The organism is Caulobacter segnis, from assembly GCF_031454995.1.
GTDB lineage: Bacteria > Pseudomonadota > Alphaproteobacteria > Caulobacterales > Caulobacteraceae > Caulobacter > Caulobacter segnis_E.
This window is the reverse complement of the sequence record NZ_JAVDRV010000001.1, coordinates 341,569-357,742: the sequence shown is the minus strand read 5'-3', so window position 1 is coordinate 357,742 and position 16,174 is coordinate 341,569. Positions and strand designations below refer to the sequence as shown.

The window sequence follows — 16,174 nt, the reverse complement described above, 5'->3', positions numbered from 1 at the left end:
TTGGCCGACGCCGGGAATGATCCGGGCCTCGCCATCAAGAGCCCCAAGCATGACCCAAGACCATCTCGACCAGCTGTCCCTCGACCTGCTGGGGCGGCGCTATGACGAGCTCAACGACGTTCAGAGGCGGGTCATCGACCTGATCCTGGCCGAGCAACCGTCGGATCCCCGCCTGGCGCTGGACGAGCAGGGCGCGTTCTGGACGCGGCTGGCCGACCAGGTCGCCGCGGTCGGCGGCTCGTGGGGCTTCATCGGCGGCTTCTCGATGGCCCTGCTGCTGTGGATCGCCTGGAACGTCCTGACCAAGCCGCTGGGCCTGGTGTTCGATCCCTATCCCTTCATCTTCCTGAACCTGATGCTGTCGACGGTCGCGGCCATCCAGGCGCCGGTGATCATGATGAGCCAGAACCGCCAGGCGGCGAAGGACCGCCTGACCGCCGAGCACGACTACGCCGTCAATCTGCGGGCCGAGCTGGAGATCATGCGCGTCATCGACAAGCTGGACGCCCTGCGCAGCGACGAGCTGATGGTCCTGTGCCGCGAACACGCCACGCGCCTGGCGGTGCTGCAGGACGAGGTGGCGCGGCTGCGGGCGGCGCGGGGCTAGAGCTTCAGCCCAAACCGCGGGCCCGCCCAGACCATCGCCGCGTAGAGCGCCATGGTCAGCAGGCATCCCGCCGTCAGGGCCGCCCAGAACGGCGCGCCGCGCTTCAGCATCGCCGGGATCAGCAGGAACATGGGCAGCGACGGCAGCACGAACCAGAACGTCCCGGTCGCATGGTCGGCGAGCCGGACGGGGTCGTGGGTGTCGCGCCACAGCCAGATCATGCCCAGCACCGAGATCAGCGGCAGCGAGGCGACCAGACCGCCCAGGCCGGGATAGCGCTTGGAAATCTCCGCCACGGCGGCGACGATCACGCCCGAGATGGCGGCCTTGACCACGAGATAGAGCATGGTCGCCAACCTGGACCGATCCGGGTTCCGGGCCAAGCGCGGACATGCAAGGAGGCGTCCATGACCATCCTGGCGATCGAGCACGTGCAGCTGGCCATGCCGGCAGGCGAGGAAGACGCCGCCCGGGCGTTCTACCGCGACCTGCTGGGCGTCGCCGAGAAGCCCAAGCCGCCGCATCTGGCCGCGCGCGGCGGGTGCTGGTTCGAGGACGGGCCGGTCAAGATCCACCTGGGCGTTGAGGCTGACTTTCATCCGGCGCGAAAGGCGCATCCGGCTTTGGTCGTCGACGATGTCTGGGCTCTGGCGAAGCGCTTGAAAGCGGCTGGGGTGCGGGTGGTCGAGGACGAGCCGCTGGAGGGCTGGGACAGGGTCTATGCCGACGACCCGTTCGGCAACCGCATCGAGCTGATGACGCGGCGCGCCTAGCCCGCCTTCGCCGCCCGGCGTAGCGCCTGGGGCGGTTGACCAAACGCCCGGATGAACGCCCGCCGCATGCGCTCGGGGTCGCCAAAGCCTGTCTCCAGCGCCACGTCCTCGACCTGCAGCGGACCGCTGTCGAGCAGGGCGCGGGCGGCCTCGACGCGCAGGCGCTCGACGGCCTTGGCCGGGGTGGCGCCGGTCTCCTGGGCGAACAGGCGGGCGAAGTTGCGGGGGCTCATGGCCGCGCGGTCGGCCAGTTGCTCGACGGTGAGCGGCTCGGCCAAGTTCTGTCGCGCCCACGACAGCAGGGCGTCGAAGCGGCCGGGGCGCAGGTCGATTAGGGCCGAATGCTGCGACTGGCCGCCGGGGCGGTGGTGATAGACGACCAACTGCTGGGCCGTGCGGCGGGCGACCGCCTCGCCCTCGTCGGCGCCGATCAGGGCCAGCGACAGGTCGATGCCCGCCGTGATTCCCGCCGAACTCCACATCTTGCCGTCCTGGATCCAGATGCGGTCGGGCTCCAGTCGGACGTTCGGATAGCGGCGCTGGAAGTCCTTCGTCCGGCTCCAGTGGGTCGTCGCGCGCTTGCCGTCTAGCAGGCCCGCCTCGGCCAGGACATAGGTTCCCGAACAGACCGAGGCGACGCGGCGGGCCTCGCGGCCGGCCTTGCGGACGAAGGCCTGGGTTTCGGGGCAGGTCGCCGGGACCCTGACCCCATCGCCGCCCGAAACGATCAGCGTGTCGAGCGGCGGGGCGTCCTTCAACGCCGTGGTCTGGATGACGAGGCCCGAGGAGCTGGGCGTGGGCTCGCCGCGCAGCGACAGAAAGTGCAGGCTGTAGGCGCCTGGCGAGAACCGCGCGGCGATCTCGAAGGCCGCGATCGGGCCGGTGGCGTCCAGCAGCTGGAAGCCTGGATAGACGAGGAAGCCGATCGCGCGGGGCATGGACAGCGCCTTGGCTGAAACCGTGGGAACTATGTCATTTCCGCCAGAGGCTAATCGAACCATGTTCTCCACGTCAATCGTGACGGAGACCACCGCATGAGCCAGCCTCTCTCCATCGTCATCGCCCTGTTCCCGGGCGTGACCCACCTGGATTTCACCGGCCCGCACCAGGTGCTGTGCCGCCTGCCGGGCGCCAAGGTCACGGTCGCCAGCCTGGCGGGCGGCGAGATCGAGGCCGACGGCCTGGTCTTCGCGCGTTTGCCCAAGCTGTCGGACATCGAGGCCTGCGACGTGCTGATCGTGCCCGGCGGCTTCGGGACCACCGAGGCGATGGGCGACCCCGACTTCATCGCCGAAATCCGCCGGCTGGCGGACGGCGCGCGCTATGTCTGCTCGGTCTGCACCGGCTCGCTGGTGCTGGGGGCGGCGGGGCTGTTGAAGGGCAAGCGGGCGGCCTGCCACTGGGCCTGGCGCGATCAGCTGGCGCTGTTCGGCGCGATCCCGGATCCCTCGCGGGTGGCGCGGGACGGGCGCTACATCACCGGCGGCGGGGTGACGGCGGGCATCGACTTCGCCCTGACCCTGATCGCCGAACTGGCGGGCGACGAGATGGCCCAGGGCATCCAGCTGGCTGTCGAGTACGCGCCCGCCCCGCCGTTCGACTCCGGCCGTCCCGAGACCGCGCCGGCCCAGGTGCTGGAGCGGATCACCGCGCTCTATGGCAAGGCGATGGGGGAGCGGGTCGAGGCGGCGAAGCGGGCGGCGGCGGCGATGTGAGGCCTATTTTTTTTGAGCCCTCCCCCTTGATGGGGGAGGGTTGGGTGGGGGTGAGCAAAGCCGTGCAGGTGGAACCGCCGGGTCACCCCCATCCCTGACCCTTCCCCCATCAAGGGGGAAGGGGACTGCCGCCCCTCACCCCACCTTCACCCCCGTCATCGAGATCGCCGCGAAGACGTCGTCGTTGAAGAAGGTGATCGGCTCGTCCTTGCCCGCCGCGCCCAGCACGTAGAGCAGCGGCAGGTAGTGCTCGGCGCTGTTGATCGAGGCCTCGGCGTCGGGGCCGAGGCTGCGCCAATCGATCAGCGGCTCGTGGTCGCCGGCCAGGATCAAGGCCTTGGCCTTCTCGTTGAAGCGCTCGGCCCAGGGCAGGGTCTCCGGCCGGCGGAAGTCGATGGCGCGCAGATTATGGACGATGTCGCCGCTGCCCAGGATCATCACGCCCTCGTCGCGCAGCGGGGCCAGGCGCTTGCCCGCCTCGTAGTGCCAGCGGTCCGGGCGGCCGCGATCGAGGCTGAGCTGGACCACGGGGATGTCGGCGTCCGGATACATCGGCCTCAGCACGCCCCAGGTGCCGTGGTCGAGACCGCGCGTCGGGTGCTGGACCACGGGATCGGGCGACAGCAGCTCCGCCACCCGCGCGGCCAGGGCCGGATCGCCGGGCGCGGAATAGCGCACGTCGAACAGCGCCTGGGGGAAGCCGCCGAAATCGTGGATCGTCTCGGGCGCGCTCGCCGCGCTGACCGCCGAGGCGCCGCGCGTCTCCCAGTGGGCGCTGATCATCAGGATCGCGCGCGGGCGCGGCAGCTCGCGGCCCAGGCGCGCCCAGTCGCGGCTCCAGGCGTTGTCCTCGATGGCGTTCATCGGCGAGCCGTGGCCGAGGAAGAGGACGGGGGTGCGAGACATGCGAGTGCTCATTAGGAACAGATTGAGTTACAGATAGGCGGCGCGACGTCCTACCGCAACGGGGCGCCGTTACGGAGCCTTTCCCGGCGCGAGCGGCTTTGGTATGCGCGAGCCGTGACCGCGCCGCCTACCCCGTCCGCCCCGACCTCGTCGGAAACCGCGTCCGCCGGCAAGGAGGTCGTGCGCGGCGGCGCGTTGGATTTCCTGCGCTTCCTCGCCTCGCTGCTGATCGTGGTCTACCACTACGGCGCCGAGAGCCCGATGCGGATCGAGCGGTTCGCCCAGGTGTTCTCGCGCGGCTTTCTGGCCACCGACTTCTTCCTGATGCTGTCGGGCTATGTGCTGGGCCGCGCCTATGGCGGTTCGGTGTTGAAGGGCCACATCAGCACGCCGCGTTTCTGGGTCCGCCGCGCGGCGCGGGTGTGGCCGGGGCACCTGGTGGTGCTGGCGATGCTGGCGGTGCTGGTGCTGATCCTGAACAGCTTCGGCACCGACGCCCACAAGCCCAGCCGCTTCGCCTGGGACCAACTGCCGACCCAGGCCCTGCTGATCCACGCCTGGGGCTTTCCAAGCGACGGCTGGAACCTGCCCAGCTGGTCGCTGTCGGCGCTGATCGTCTGCTACGCCCTGTTCCCGCTGTTCTGGCGGACGGCCAGCAAGGTTCGCCACGTTTGGCTGCTGCCGCTGTTTGGCCTGGCGTTGCTGGCGGCGTTCGAAGTCCTGGCCGAGGTGGTCTTCGACCACGCTCTGGCCGATCTGCAGTTCCAGTTCGGGGTCGTCCGAGCCCTGCCGCTGTTCATCCTGGGCGTCTGCCTGGCGCGGGCGGTCGACATGCGCTGGCCCTCCGAGGGCGCGGCCAAGGCCCTGCTGTGGGGCGGCGTGGCCCTGCTGGTCGTGACCCAGCCGCTGGACCGCTACGCCCTGCCCAAGCCGTGGATGTTCGACGCGCCGTCGCTGCTGGCCATCGCCATGATCGTGCTGGGCGCCGGGCGCCTGCCCGTGAAGCGCCCCCAAGCCTGGATCGAGGAGGGGGCCAAGCTGTCCTTCGCGCTGTTCATCACCCACATCTTCGTCGGGGTGATCTATTGGAGCGCCATCCACAAGCTGATCGACACCGTGCCGATCGGCATCGGCTGGCAGTGGCTGATGTGGCTGGCCGGCTTCCCGCTGGCCTATGGCGCGGCCTGGCTGTTCCACACCTATATCGACCAGCCGATCCAGGACCGGCTGCGCCCGCTGCTGAGGCGCTAGGCGTCCGATCTCGCCGATCTCGCGTAACGCTGGTGTCCAAGCTGTCGGAGGGATGCCATGCTAGCGCTGCTGCTCGCCTTTTCACTCGAAGCGGCGATCCCGCCGACGCCGCTGGCCGGCGATTGGGTCGTCGACCTCTCGGTCCGGCCCGACCAGCCCTATTTCAAGGGCATGAGCCTACGCCTGGAGGCGGACGGCCGCGTGACCGGCGGCTTCTATGACAGCGAGATCCTGGCCGGCCGCTGGAAGACCTCCAAGGGGCGGACCTGCGCCAGCTTCCGGACCACCGACGGCCAGGGCCCCTATCACACCAGCGTCTGCCAGGCCGCCGACGGCCTGGAGGGCCAGACCTGGGCCGAGCATCGAAACTTCGTCTTCCTCTGGCGCGCCAAGCCGGCGACCGAGGAAGACCGCAAGGCGAAATGGTGGTGACTGGCCGAGCGGCGACTTTCCCCCGCGTCCCTCTCGCCATTGGCCGTCCTCGCCGCTAAATCCCCCCGCATGACCAGACTGATCCCTCTGCACGGCGTCGAGAACTTCCGCGATTTCGGCGACTACGCCGCCGGGGCGGGACGGCTGAAGAAGGGCGTGCTGTTCCGCGCCGCCCACCAGGCCGAGGCCACCGACGAGGACCTCGCGGTCCTGGCGGCCCTGGGCGTCGTCACCCTGGTCGACCTGCGCCGGCCCAACGAGCGCGAGCGCTCGCCGTCGCGCCGCTGGAACGGCTTTTCCGCCCAGGTGATCGACAACGACCTGGGCGTGACCGGGACCGACCCCTGGATCGAGTTCGTCACGAGCACGGATCTGACCGAGGACGCGGTCCACGACTACATGGACGAGTACTATCGCCGCCTGCCGTTCAAGGAGCGGCACATCGACCTCTTCCGCCGCTTCTTCCTGGCCTTGGCCGAAGGCAAGGGGCCGGCCCTGATCCACTGCGCGGCGGGCAAGGACCGGACCGGCGTGCTGGCGGCCCTGACCCACCACATCGCCGGCGTCGCCGACGACGACGTCATCGACGACTACCTGCTGACCAACGATCCCAGCCGCTTCGACCGTCGCGGCCGTCTCTTCATGGACCACATCCAGGACCTGACCGGCCGCCGTCCCGACGAAGCCGCCATGCGCGCGGCCATGGGGGTCGAGGCTCGCTACCTGGCCGCCGCCTTCGCGGTGATCAAGGACGAGTGCGGCTCGCTGGACGGCTATCTGGAGCGGGTCGTGGGGCTGGACAACGACACCCGCGAGCGGGTGCGGGCGCATATCCTATTATGATCCCTCTCTCCATGAGAGAGGGATTTCATACGGTGACAAACGCTCGTTTAAGGTCCAGCCTCGTCGCATGGCCCCGTCAGAGGGTCGGTGACAGTAGGGTGCGGAATGAGCGAGTTGGCGGGGTCGCCTCCGGGCTTGAGCGAGGTCGTGGGTCCCAAGGGCCACGAGGACGTCCTGGTTCCGGCGCCGCGAAAACGGCTCTCGCGCGGAGCGCTCAGCTGGATCCTGCACCAGGGCAGCCGTGACCCTTATGTCATCCTGGTCACCATCTATGTCTTCGCGCCCTATTTCTCGCGGGTGCTGGTCGGCGATCCGGTCAAGGGCCAGGCGGTCGTGGCCGACATCTCGACCGTCTATGGGATCATCACCGCCCTGACCGCGCCGCTGCTGGGCGCCTCGATCGAGCGCTACGGGCCGCGCAAGCCGTTCATGGCCATGATCCTGGCGATCATGCTGCCGATCCTGCTGGCCCTGTGGTTCGCCACCCCCGGCGGTCTCTCGGTCGGTCTGGTCGGCGCGGCCCTGATCACCCTGGGCGTGGCCTATAACCTGGGCGACGTGCTCAACAACTCGCTGTTGTCGCGGGCGGCCGAGCCTGGGCAGGAGCCGGTGTTGTCCGGGCTGGGCTACGCGGTCGCCAACGGGCTGTCGGTCTCTCTGCTGATTTTCGTGATGTGGGCCTTCGTGCTGCCGGGGCAGGTCCCGTGGTCGTTCGTCCCCGACACGCCCCTGTTCGGCCTCAGCCAGGCCGACAACGAACCCAGCCGCCTGGCGGGGCCCCTGTCGGCGGCGGTGATGCTGCTGGGCGCGATCCCGTTCTTCCTGTGGACCCGTGACGCGGCCCGCACCGGCGTCTCGATCGGCGCTTCGCTGAAGGAGGGTGTGCGCCTGATCATCGACACCTTCGCCAATCTGAAGGGCCACGCCGAGGCCGCCAAGTTCCTGGCCATGCGCATGTTCTACTGCGACGGCATGACGGCCATGATCATCTTCGGGGGCCTGTTCGCGGCGGGGATTATGGGCTGGGGCGAGCTGGAGATGCTGGCCTATGGCATTTCGCTGTCGATCTTCGGCGTGATGGGGGGGCTTGTCGCCCCGGTGCTGGACCGGAAGCTGGGGCCGCGCCGCGCCGTGCAGGTCGAGATCGCCGGCTGTATCCTGATGCTGCTGGGCATGATCGGCACCAGCCGCGAGAAGATCCTATTCTTCTGGTCCTGGCCGGCCGCGGCCCATCCGCCGGTGTGGGGCGGCCCGCTGTTCCAGACCCTGCCGGAGCTCGTCTATCTGGGCTGCGGCCTGATGATCGCGGTGTTCGTCACCGCCCAGTACGCCTCGAGCCGCACCCTGCTGGTTCGCCTGGCCCCGCCGGATCGCATCGCGGCCTTCTTTGGCCTGTTCTCGCTGTCGGGCACGGCGACGGTGTGGCTGGGCTCGCTGCTGGTGGCCCTGGCGACCAAGATCTTCCAGGCCCAGGTCGCCGGCTTCATCCCGATCCTGGCGCTGATGCTGGTGGGACTGGTGGGTCTGTCGACCGTGAAGGGCGGAGGACGGGAACCCTAGCGCGCCCCCTCCGTCGCGCGACGGCGTCGCGCGCCACCTCCCCCGCCTTGCGGGTGAGGAGGATAACTCATCCTCCCCCGTGCAACGGGGGAGGGGGACCGCGAAGCGGTGGAGGGGGCGCTTCCCGCCTGTTACACACGCCCCCATGCGCCGCGTCGCCATCCTCACCACCCCCTGGCGCGAGCCGGTGTGGGCCATGGCGCCCTTCCGGGACGAGCCGTACGCCTGCGCGCTGATGTCGGGCGGCCAGGGCGGGCGGTGGTCGTATCTGCTGCGCGCGCCGGACCACACCTTCAGCCTCGCCGCCGAGGACGCGGCCGATCCCTTCGCGGCGCTCGCCGAGCTGCTGGGGCCGCGCCAGTCCGCCGATCCGGAGGGCCCGCCGTTCCAGGGCGGGGTGGTGGGTCTGGCCGCCTACGAGCTGGGCGACCGGATCGAGCGCCTGGGCCTCGCGCGCTCCGATTGGCCGGACCTAGCCTGCGCCCGCTATCCGGCCCTGCTGGCCTTCGACCACCACGCCCGCCACGTGCTGGCGATCGGACGCGGCGCGACCGAGGCCGAGGCGGACGCCCGCGCCCGCGCGGCGCTGGCCTGGCTGGACGCGCCGGCCGCCTCGCGTCCGGAACCCAAGGGCGCCCTGTGCTCCGGCCTCATCGCCGACGACCCCGCGGCCTACGAGGCCGCCGTCGCGGAGGTGGTCGAGCGGATCCTGGCCGGCGAGATCTTCCAAGCCAACATCGCCCGCGCCTGGAGCGGTCGCTTGGCGACCGGCGCCGACCCGTTCGACCTGTTCACCCGGCTGCGTGGCCAGAGCCCCGCGCCGTTCGCGGCCTATCTGCGCCTGCCGGGGCGGGCGGTGGTCTCCAACTCGCCGGAGCGTTTCCTGAAGGTCCAGGCCGACGGCGCGATCGAGACCAAGCCGATCAAGGGCACCCGCCCCCGCGACCGCGATCCGGCCAGGGACCTGGCGCTCGCCGCCGAGCTGCTGGCCAGCGAGAAGGACCGGGCCGAGAACCTGATGATCGTCGACTTGATGCGCAACGACCTGGCGCGCGTCAGTCCCCCCGGCAGCGTCCGCGCGCCCGAGCTTTTCAGGATCGAGAGCTTCGCCAACGTCCACCACCTGGTCTCGACGGTCACCGCGCGGCTCGCCAAGGGGCGGGGCGTGGCCGAGCTGTTGAGAGCGACGTTCCCGCCGGGCTCGATCACGGGCGCGCCCAAGGTTCAGGCCATGAAGGTCATCGCGGGCCTGGAACCGCCGCGCGGCCCATACTGCGGCTCCCTGTTTTGGGCGGGTCATGATGGCGCACTCGACTCCAGCGTGTTGATCCGCACCGTCGCCTTGGTCGAGGATGGCGCCGGCTGGCGGGTCGAGGCGCGCGCCGGCGCGGGGATCGTCGCCGACAGCGACCCCGGCGCCGAGCGGCTGGAGACCGAGGCCAAGATCGCCGCCATCCGGCGCGCGCTGACGGAGAGCCTTGGATGATCGCCCCCGCCGCCACTTTCAAAGACGCCATTCCCTTCGACGACAGGGGCCTGCTTCTGGGCGAGGGACTGTTCGAGACCCTGCTGGCCGTGGACGGCGAGATCCGGCATCTGGACGCCCACCTCGACCGCATGGCCGGCGGCTGCGCGGCGCTGGGCCTGCCGTTCGATCGCGCCGAGGCGGAAGGGCTGTGCCGCCGCATGATCCCGGCGACGGGGCGGGTGGCGCTGCGCCTGACCCTGACGGGCGGCTCTGGCGGACGGGGGCTGGATCGTCCCGCCGACCTGACGCCGCGTCTGTTCGCGCGCGTGGCGGCGGTGGCGGCGGTGACGACCCCGGCGCGGGCCATCGTCTCGAGCGTTCGGCGCAACGAAGGCTCGCCGGCCTCCCGGCTCAAAACCTTGTCCTATATCGACAGCGTCCTGGCGCGGACCGAGGCGGTCGCCGCCGGGGCCGACGAAGCGATCATGCTGAACAACCAGGGCCAGGTGGTTTGCGGGGCGGCCGCCAATCTCTTCTGGGTCTCGGGCGGGCGGCTGTTCACGCCGGCGCTCGACTGCGGCGTCCTGCCCGGCATCACGCGAGCGCGGCTTCTGGCCGCCCAGGCGGTCGAGGAGGTCGCCGTCGGACCGGAGGCGATCGAGCGCGCCGAAGCGGTGTTCCTGACCAACAGCCTGATTGGCGTGCGTCCCGTCTCGCGTCTTGGCGAGCGGAGCTTCACGCCGCATCCGCTCGTGGAGCGCCTGCGCGAGGCGCTGCCGGCCTGACGCCTAGCTCGCGTTCGACCAGAGCACCGAGTCCACCCGGCGCGGGCGAAGATAGAGCGTGCGTTTGAAGGTCAGCGGGCTGGGCATGACCAGCTGGATCGGCGAGCTGTAGACGTAGGACGCGCGGGCCAGGATCACGCTCCTGTTGGCGGGCAGCACGTCGACCGGTACGTCGGTCAGGATGGCGCCCTGGGCTGGGCAATCGTCCTTGCCCGTCGCCGAGGCTCGGGACCAATCGACCGTGTTCTTGCCGCTCGCGTCCGACACGACGCTGGCGACGCACATCTTCAGGTCCGTGGTGGGGAACGGCGTCATGATGATCGCGCCGATGTTGAAGATGTCGGCCATCCGGGTGGGGCCGGTCTGTGACGCCTGGGCGGTCAGGTCGCCGATCGAGGAGGCGATGCTGGACAGCCGGCGCTTGGCCATCATCGCCTGGGTCATCTCGGCCAGGCCGCAATAGAGCAGGATCAGCACGGGCGCGATCAGGGCGAACTCCACCGCCGATACGCCGCGCCGGTCGCGCCAGAAGCGCCGCGAGGTTGTGCGACGACCGCTCATTGCTCGTAGGGCTCGTTCATGAAGGCGGCGGCCGCGTAGATGATCCGCTTGCCGTCCGCGCTCTGTAGGCCGGTGTTCAACAGGGGCGTGACCAGCGGCCAGGTGTAATACGCCCTGACCAGCACGATCGACCCCGCCTGGCCCGGATCCCAGGCGGGCGGGTCGGGCGCGGTCGCGTTGGCGGCCGATCCGCCGATGCTGGCGAAGTCGGCATAGGTGCGCACGTCCAACGTCAGGGCGCCGGCGCAGCGATCGCCCAGCCAGTTCATCTTGCCGCACACCGCGGTCTCGAAATCGGCCGCCGTGGTCTTGGCGCCTTGAACCTCGCCGGTGCGGATCGTGCGTCCGGCGTCGATGATGGCGCTTTCCAGGGTCAGGGAGACGAGGAACACCAGGCCCAGCTCGATGATCGCCATGACCAGCAGCAGGAACGGGATCGACACCAGGGCGAACTCGACGGCCGTCGCTCCGCGCTCGGCTCGCGCGAAGCGGACGGCCGTTCGCGTCAGGCCGAGCCTGGCCAGCCGACGCCGCGCGCGATCGATAGGGGCGCGATCGAGAAGAGGGCGATGGGCCATGCGGAGCGGCGCTTCGTGAACGGACCGCCAGCCTAGGCGCAACGGCCCTAACCGCTGGTTAGAAAAGAGAGGTGTTTTCAGACGATCAGGGCGGCGAGCCGGCGGCGGGCGGCGTGAGACGCGTGCACTGGCGGCCGCAGGCATAGGTGCTGGTCGCCGCGCCGCGATAGACGGTGACCGAGCCGGCGGCGCCGCCGTCGGAGACCACCACCTGGCGCTCGGTCAGCGGGCGGCCGTCGGCGCCGAAGATCAGCAGGCTCGTGACGCCGGGGTTCTTCCCCAGCACGATCACGGCGCGGTCGCTCAGGATGCTGACGTCCGCGACCTCGGGGTCGCCGACGACGACGTCGCGCGCGGCCGCGCCCAGCGGCAGGGAGATCGCCTGGCCCTTCGTCAGGGGCAGGGCGAAGGGCCGCGATTGGGCGGCCGCGTCGACGTTCCAGGCGATCAGAAGCGCGGCGAAGATGAACGAGAGGCGACGCATAGAGGGCCTTGGGCTGCTGCCGACACCGGTGAGGATCGGTCTGATTGGTCAATAAAGACCTAAGGCCCGCTGGAGACGTTCGGCCCGTCCCAGCGAAAATGTCCTTTGATTCAGCGGCTTGCGCTGGATCTCAGCGGTATGGTTAAGTGTTGATAATGGTAAATTCGAATAAACTTAGCTAAATATGAAATAAACCATTTCCAATTTACTACCAATTAAGTGCGGGGCGGGAAGTTGATCGTGTTCTTAGAAAGGGGTGGCAAGTCGAACTGACTTGGAAGCCTCAAACCGCAAGCCCTGCTTTTGGAGACCAAGTCATGAGCAAGTTCGTCACGCGCTTCCTGAAGGATGAATCCGGCGCCACGGCCATCGAATACGGCCTGATCGTCGCCCTGATCGCCGTTGTGATCGTGACCGCCGTCACGACGCTCGGGGGCAAGCTCGACACGTCGCTCAAAGCCGCTGGCGACGCGATCAAGACGCCCGCGCCGGCCGCCGCCGCCGGCTAAGTTTCGGGGTTTAAATCCCATACCGAGAAAGGCCGGGGAAACCCGGCCTTTTTTATTTGAAATCCGCGCCCGAGGCTCCTCGGCTTTACTCGGTAATATGCAATTAACCTCGGTGAATAACGTGAAATTCACGGCGCTGAATGTAGCTTCGATTTCATCGGATCACCCTTTGGAAATCGCGCTGTGACCCAACTTATCAAGGCCTTCGCCAAGGACGAGTCCGGCGTCGCGGGCATCCAGTACGGCCTTTTCGTCGCCCTGATCGCGCTGGTCACCGCCGCCTGCGTGACGGGCCTGGGCATCATCTTCAGCCCGTCCGCGCGCGTCACCGGCGTGGGCTTCGGCGGCGAATAGGGCTCAAGCTCTTCTCGCTCTAAAGAGGGGCCGCGGCGTGGGGACGTCGCGGCCCCTTTGTCTTGGGCGAATGTCCTGGGGGCGAAACCATTGCTTCACGGGTCGCGTCGCAGAATGCGTCCGTCGTCAACAAGCGCCCGATGCGATGCAGATTCTCCAGATCTCGCTGCTGCTGGTCTTTCCGGCCCTGGCCATCGTCGGGGCGCTGAAGGACCTGACCAGCTACACGATCCCTAACTGGATCTCGCTGGCCCTGATCGCCGCCTTCGTCCCCGCGGCGCTGGCCGGCGGTGTTGGCCTTCCGCAGATCGGACTGTGTCTGGCGACGGGCCTCGGCGCGCTGGTGCTGGGCATGGGCATGTTCGCGGCCGGCTGGATCGGCGGCGGCGACGGCAAGCTGTTGGCCGCCTGCGCCCTGTGGATGGGCTGGCCGGCGGTGGCGCCGTTCCTGCTGTACACGGCGTTGGCCGGCGGCGCCCTGACCTTGGCCCTCCTGACGCTGCGGTCGGGATGGGTGGCCCCGATGGTGGCCGGCGGACCCGCCTGGGTGCGTCGTCTGGGGCGGTCGGGCGGGGATCTCCCCTATGGCGTGGCGATCGCCGCCGGCGCCCTGATCGCGTTCCCAAAAGCGCTTTTGGCTCAAGGCGTTCTGGGCTGAGCCCGCGACAGCCCGCCGCACCCGCGCCCACCTGGCGTTAACCGGAATTTCAGCCCTCGTTAACTATAAGCGGACGACCATGCGCTTCGGCCAGAAAGGCCGGTTTTTGAATCGCGCGTGTTCGCCCGGAGGCGGCCCCGGTTTTCCAGAGTGACCGCACGAGTTCCGCCGCGCATGAGCCCCGTCCGTCTCCTGATCGTCGTGATCGCCGCCGTGTCGGCCATTGGCATGGCCGTGGCGCTGCGGCACGCCTTGGGCGGCTCGGCCGACAAGCCGGTCGCCACCGCCACGCCGATCGCCGCGCCGGCCAAGCCGATGACCCAGGTTCTGGTGGCCAAGCGTGATCTCGAAATCGGCGCCCGCCTGGCCGAGGCCGACATCGGCTGGCAGGCCTGGCCGTCGGACTCCGTCAACGCCGCCTTCATCACTAATGGGACGGCTCCACCGAAAGCCGAGGGCGCGGTCGCCCAGGCCAAGGCCGCCGTCGCCAGCCAGATCGTCGGCGGCGATCCGGCCAAGGCGCTGGAGGGCGCGATCGTCCGCGATCCCATCCTGACCGGCGAGCCGATCACCGCCCGCAAGATCGTGCGCGGCGGCGAGGGCGGCTATCTGTCGGTCGTGCTCACTCCCGGCAAGCGGGCCGTGGCCGTGCCGGTCTCGGCCGACACCACGGCCGGCGGCTTCATCCTGCCCGGCGACCGCGTCGACGTGCTCTCGACGCGCGACGGGCCGATGCCGACCGGCGGCGGCCGCGTGATCATCGGCGAGACGGTGCTGCGCAACGTCCGCGTCCTGGCTCTCGACCAGAAGACCGCCGCCGACAAGGACGCCAAGACCTTGGTCGCCGCCACCGCCACGCTGGAGGTCGACGCGTCCGGCGCCGAGGCCCTGGCCAGCGCCAAGGCTGGCGGCCCGGTCACCCTGGCCTTGCGCGCCTATACCGACGTCGGCGCGCCCTCGGGCGGCCTCGCCAGCGCGACGGCCGAGGCGGCCGCCGTGCGGATCAACCGCGGCGGCCAGACCACCGTCATGGCGGTGCGTCCGTGAGCCGGCGCCTGCTGACGATCCATTTGGCGGCCCTGGTGGGGCTGAGCGCCGCGACGCCGGTGTTCGCCGACGGGGCTCCGGGCGGCACCCACGTCTATCGGCCCGCCGCGCGCGCCGCGCCGCGTTCGACCGCGCCGGTCGCCTTGTCCGACCCGACCGGGGGGCAGGTGGCCCGCGTCGTCCTGACCGCCGACCAGACCGCCGCCAGCCTGGAGTTGGCCAAGGGCAAGTCGGCGATCGTCGAGCTGCCGTCGGACGTCCGCGACCTCTTGGTCACCAGCCCCGTCGTCGCCGACGCCGTGCTGCGCGATCGTCGTCGTGTCTATATCGTGGGTCTGGCCCAAGGCGTCACCGACGCGGCCTTCTTCGACGACGCCGGCCGCCGGATCCTGTCGCTGTCCATCAAGGTCTCCCAGCCCGTCGACCAGCTGGCCGACACCCTGAACCGCGTGCTGCCGGACGCCAGGATCGAGGTCCGGCCGATCCGCGACAGCGTGGTCCTGAGCGGCGTGGTCCGCACGCCGGGCGAGTCCGAAGCCGCCTCGCGGATCGCCGCCCAGTTCACGGGCGCGGCCGACAAGGTGCTGAACATGCTGAGCATCGCCGGCAAGGACCAGGTGATGCTGCAGGTCCGCATCGTCGAGGTGCAGCGCAACGTCATCAAGCAGCTGGGCGTCTCCACCGACAATCTGCTCAACGACGGCTTCAAGTCCTACGCCCTGGGGCGCGAGAACACGTTCGGCGTGAACGGCGCGTTGGTGGGCGGGGGCGGCGCCTGCTATGGCCGCGACAACCTCCGTAAGAGCAACTTCAGCAACAGCGCCAACGCCTCGAGCCAGAACTCGGTCAACACATCCACCGGCGACGCCGCCAACGGAACGTCCAGCTTGGTGACCAACGCGGTCAGCAGCGCGGCGTCGGCCGCGTGGTCGGCCACCACCGGCAACAGCCTCTCCGCGTGCCTGTCGGCCTTCGAGCGCGTGGGCCTGGTGCGCACCCTGGCCGAGCCCAACCTGACGGCGGTCTCGGGCGAGGCCGGCCACTTCCTGGTCGGCGGCGAATTCCCGGTGCCCACCGGCAGCGACAACACCGGCAGGATCGCGATCGAGTTCAAGCCCTACGGCGTGGGTCTGGGCTATACGCCCGTCGTGATGGCGGGCGGCCGGATCTCGCTGAAGCTGTCGACCGAGGTGTCGGAGCTTTCCAACCTGGGGGCCTTCACGCTCAGCAACGGCTCGGCGTCGCGGTCCCTGACGGTGCCGGGTCTCTCGGTGCGCCGCGCGGAGACCACGGTCGAGCTGCCGTCGGGCGGTTCGCTGATGATCGCCGGCCTGCTGCAGCAGACCACGCGCCAGGCGATCGACTCCCTGCCGGGCATGACCAACATGCCGATCCTGGGCTCGCTGTTCCGCTCGCGCGATTTTCTCAATGGCGAGACCGAGCTCGTGATCATCGTCACGCCCTACATCGTCGACCCGACCAAGCCTCGGGACTTGCAGACCCCGGCCGACGGCCTGGAGATCGCCGGCGACATGAGCACGGTGCTGTTCGGGCGACTGAACAAGGTCGTCAAGGCACCGCCGGGCGCCAACGCGGGGCGCGCCTACCAGGGCCCCGTGGGCTACGTGATCGAGTAGGGCCGC

Annotated in this window: 20 protein-coding genes; 14 read left to right on the top strand and 6 right to left on the bottom strand. The window is 69.5% G+C overall.

Annotated features, from left to right (window positions below; all coding sequences use genetic code 11):
- Window positions 1-49: 49 nt before the first annotated feature.
- On the top strand, window positions 50-607 hold the full coding sequence (locus tag J2728_RS01755; protein ID WP_309995553.1) for a DUF1003 domain-containing protein: 558 nt from the start codon (window positions 50-52) through the stop codon (window positions 605-607).
- Here the strand turns inward: J2728_RS01755 and J2728_RS01750 are convergent.
- Window positions 604-954, bottom strand: coding sequence for a DUF3147 family protein (locus tag J2728_RS01750; protein ID WP_309995551.1), 351 nt, complete (start codon window positions 952-954; stop codon window positions 604-606). The genes J2728_RS01755 and J2728_RS01750 overlap by 4 nt on opposite strands.
- Before the next feature lie 60 nt (window positions 955-1,014).
- Here J2728_RS01750 and J2728_RS01745 point away from each other — a divergent pair, with 60 nt between their 5' ends.
- Window positions 1,015-1,380: a VOC family protein gene (locus tag J2728_RS01745; RefSeq protein ID WP_309995549.1), complete on the top strand. Its 366-nt coding sequence runs from the start codon at window positions 1,015-1,017 to the stop codon at window positions 1,378-1,380.
- Here the strand turns inward: J2728_RS01745 and J2728_RS01740 are convergent.
- Entirely contained in the window at window positions 1,377-2,318 is a 942-nt protein-coding gene (locus tag J2728_RS01740) for a GlxA family transcriptional regulator (RefSeq protein ID WP_309995547.1), read from the bottom strand. The genes J2728_RS01745 and J2728_RS01740 overlap by 4 nt on opposite strands.
- Window positions 2,319-2,414: 96 nt before the next feature.
- Between J2728_RS01740 and J2728_RS01735 the strand changes: the two genes are divergently transcribed.
- Window positions 2,415-3,095 (top strand): DJ-1/PfpI family protein, encoded by a 681-nt coding sequence (locus tag J2728_RS01735; protein ID WP_309995545.1) that lies wholly within the window; start codon window positions 2,415-2,417, stop codon window positions 3,093-3,095.
- Between the two features lie 135 nt (window positions 3,096-3,230).
- Here J2728_RS01735 and ygiD read toward each other — a convergent pair whose 3' ends face one another.
- On the bottom strand, window positions 3,231-4,001 hold the full coding sequence (ygiD, locus tag J2728_RS01730) for a 4,5-DOPA-extradiol-dioxygenase (protein ID WP_309995543.1): 771 nt from the start codon (window positions 3,999-4,001) through the stop codon (window positions 3,231-3,233).
- 114 nt (window positions 4,002-4,115) lie between these two features.
- Between ygiD and J2728_RS01725 the strand changes: the two genes are divergently transcribed.
- From J2728_RS01725 to J2728_RS01700, 6 genes are all read left to right on the top strand, one after another.
- On the top strand, window positions 4,116-5,252 hold the full coding sequence (locus J2728_RS01725; RefSeq protein ID WP_309995541.1) for an acyltransferase family protein: 1,137 nt from the start codon (window positions 4,116-4,118) through the stop codon (window positions 5,250-5,252).
- Window positions 5,253-5,309: 57 nt separating this feature from the next.
- Complete coding sequence (locus J2728_RS01720) at window positions 5,310-5,684, top strand: hypothetical protein (RefSeq protein WP_309995538.1); 375 nt, start codon at window positions 5,310-5,312, stop codon at window positions 5,682-5,684.
- A gap of 69 nt (window positions 5,685-5,753) precedes the next feature.
- Window positions 5,754-6,527, top strand: a complete 774-nt coding sequence (locus J2728_RS01715; protein WP_309995536.1) for a tyrosine-protein phosphatase — start codon at window positions 5,754-5,756, stop codon at window positions 6,525-6,527.
- A 105-nt stretch (window positions 6,528-6,632) separates the two neighbouring features.
- Window positions 6,633-8,087, top strand: coding sequence for an MFS transporter (locus J2728_RS01710; protein WP_309995535.1), 1,455 nt, complete (start codon window positions 6,633-6,635; stop codon window positions 8,085-8,087).
- A 145-nt stretch (window positions 8,088-8,232) separates the two neighbouring features.
- Window positions 8,233-9,573, top strand: coding sequence for an aminodeoxychorismate synthase, component I (gene pabB / locus J2728_RS01705; protein ID WP_309995534.1), 1,341 nt, complete (start codon window positions 8,233-8,235; stop codon window positions 9,571-9,573).
- Window positions 9,570-10,340, top strand: coding sequence for an aminotransferase class IV (locus J2728_RS01700; protein ID WP_309995532.1), 771 nt, complete (start codon window positions 9,570-9,572; stop codon window positions 10,338-10,340). The genes pabB and J2728_RS01700 overlap by 4 nt, the downstream gene beginning before the upstream one ends.
- A gap of 3 nt (window positions 10,341-10,343) precedes the next feature.
- Here the strand turns inward: J2728_RS01700 and J2728_RS01695 are convergent, their stop codons facing one another.
- The 3 genes from J2728_RS01695 to J2728_RS01685 form a co-directional block, all read right to left on the bottom strand.
- Window positions 10,344-10,901, bottom strand: coding sequence for a TadE/TadG family type IV pilus assembly protein (locus tag J2728_RS01695; RefSeq protein WP_309995530.1), 558 nt, complete (start codon window positions 10,899-10,901; stop codon window positions 10,344-10,346).
- Window positions 10,898-11,479 carry a TadE/TadG family type IV pilus assembly protein gene (locus J2728_RS01690; protein ID WP_309995529.1) on the bottom strand — a complete coding sequence of 194 codons (582 nt, stop codon included), beginning with the start codon at window positions 11,477-11,479 and terminating at the stop codon, window positions 10,898-10,900. Before J2728_RS01690 ends, J2728_RS01695 begins: the two co-directional genes overlap by 4 nt.
- A gap of 85 nt (window positions 11,480-11,564) precedes the next feature.
- Entirely contained in the window at window positions 11,565-11,963 is a 399-nt protein-coding gene (locus tag J2728_RS01685) for a pilus assembly protein N-terminal domain-containing protein (protein WP_309995526.1), read from the bottom strand.
- 317 nt (window positions 11,964-12,280) lie between these two features.
- Between J2728_RS01685 and J2728_RS01680 the strand changes: the two genes are divergently transcribed.
- The 5 genes from J2728_RS01680 to J2728_RS01660 all read left to right on the top strand — a co-directional run bounded on the left by J2728_RS01680 (window position 12,281) and on the right by J2728_RS01660 (window position 16,168).
- On the top strand, window positions 12,281-12,472 hold the full coding sequence (locus tag J2728_RS01680; RefSeq protein ID WP_309995523.1) for a Flp family type IVb pilin: 192 nt from the start codon (window positions 12,281-12,283) through the stop codon (window positions 12,470-12,472).
- A 183-nt stretch (window positions 12,473-12,655) separates the two neighbouring features.
- The gene (locus tag J2728_RS01675; protein ID WP_309995521.1) at window positions 12,656-12,826 is read left to right on the top strand and encodes a Flp family type IVb pilin; all 171 of its coding nucleotides are present in this window, start codon (window positions 12,656-12,658) and stop codon (window positions 12,824-12,826) included.
- 145 nt (window positions 12,827-12,971) lie between these two features.
- Complete coding sequence (locus tag J2728_RS01670) at window positions 12,972-13,484, top strand: A24 family peptidase (RefSeq protein WP_309995519.1); 513 nt, start codon at window positions 12,972-12,974, stop codon at window positions 13,482-13,484.
- Window positions 13,485-13,658: 174 nt separating this feature from the next.
- The gene (gene cpaB / locus J2728_RS01665) at window positions 13,659-14,531 is read left to right on the top strand and encodes a Flp pilus assembly protein CpaB (protein WP_309995517.1); all 873 of its coding nucleotides are present in this window, start codon (window positions 13,659-13,661) and stop codon (window positions 14,529-14,531) included.
- Complete coding sequence (locus tag J2728_RS01660) at window positions 14,528-16,168, top strand: type II and III secretion system protein family protein (protein WP_309995514.1); 1,641 nt, start codon at window positions 14,528-14,530, stop codon at window positions 16,166-16,168. Before cpaB ends, J2728_RS01660 begins: the two co-directional genes overlap by 4 nt.
- Window positions 16,169-16,174: the final 6 nt, after the last annotated feature.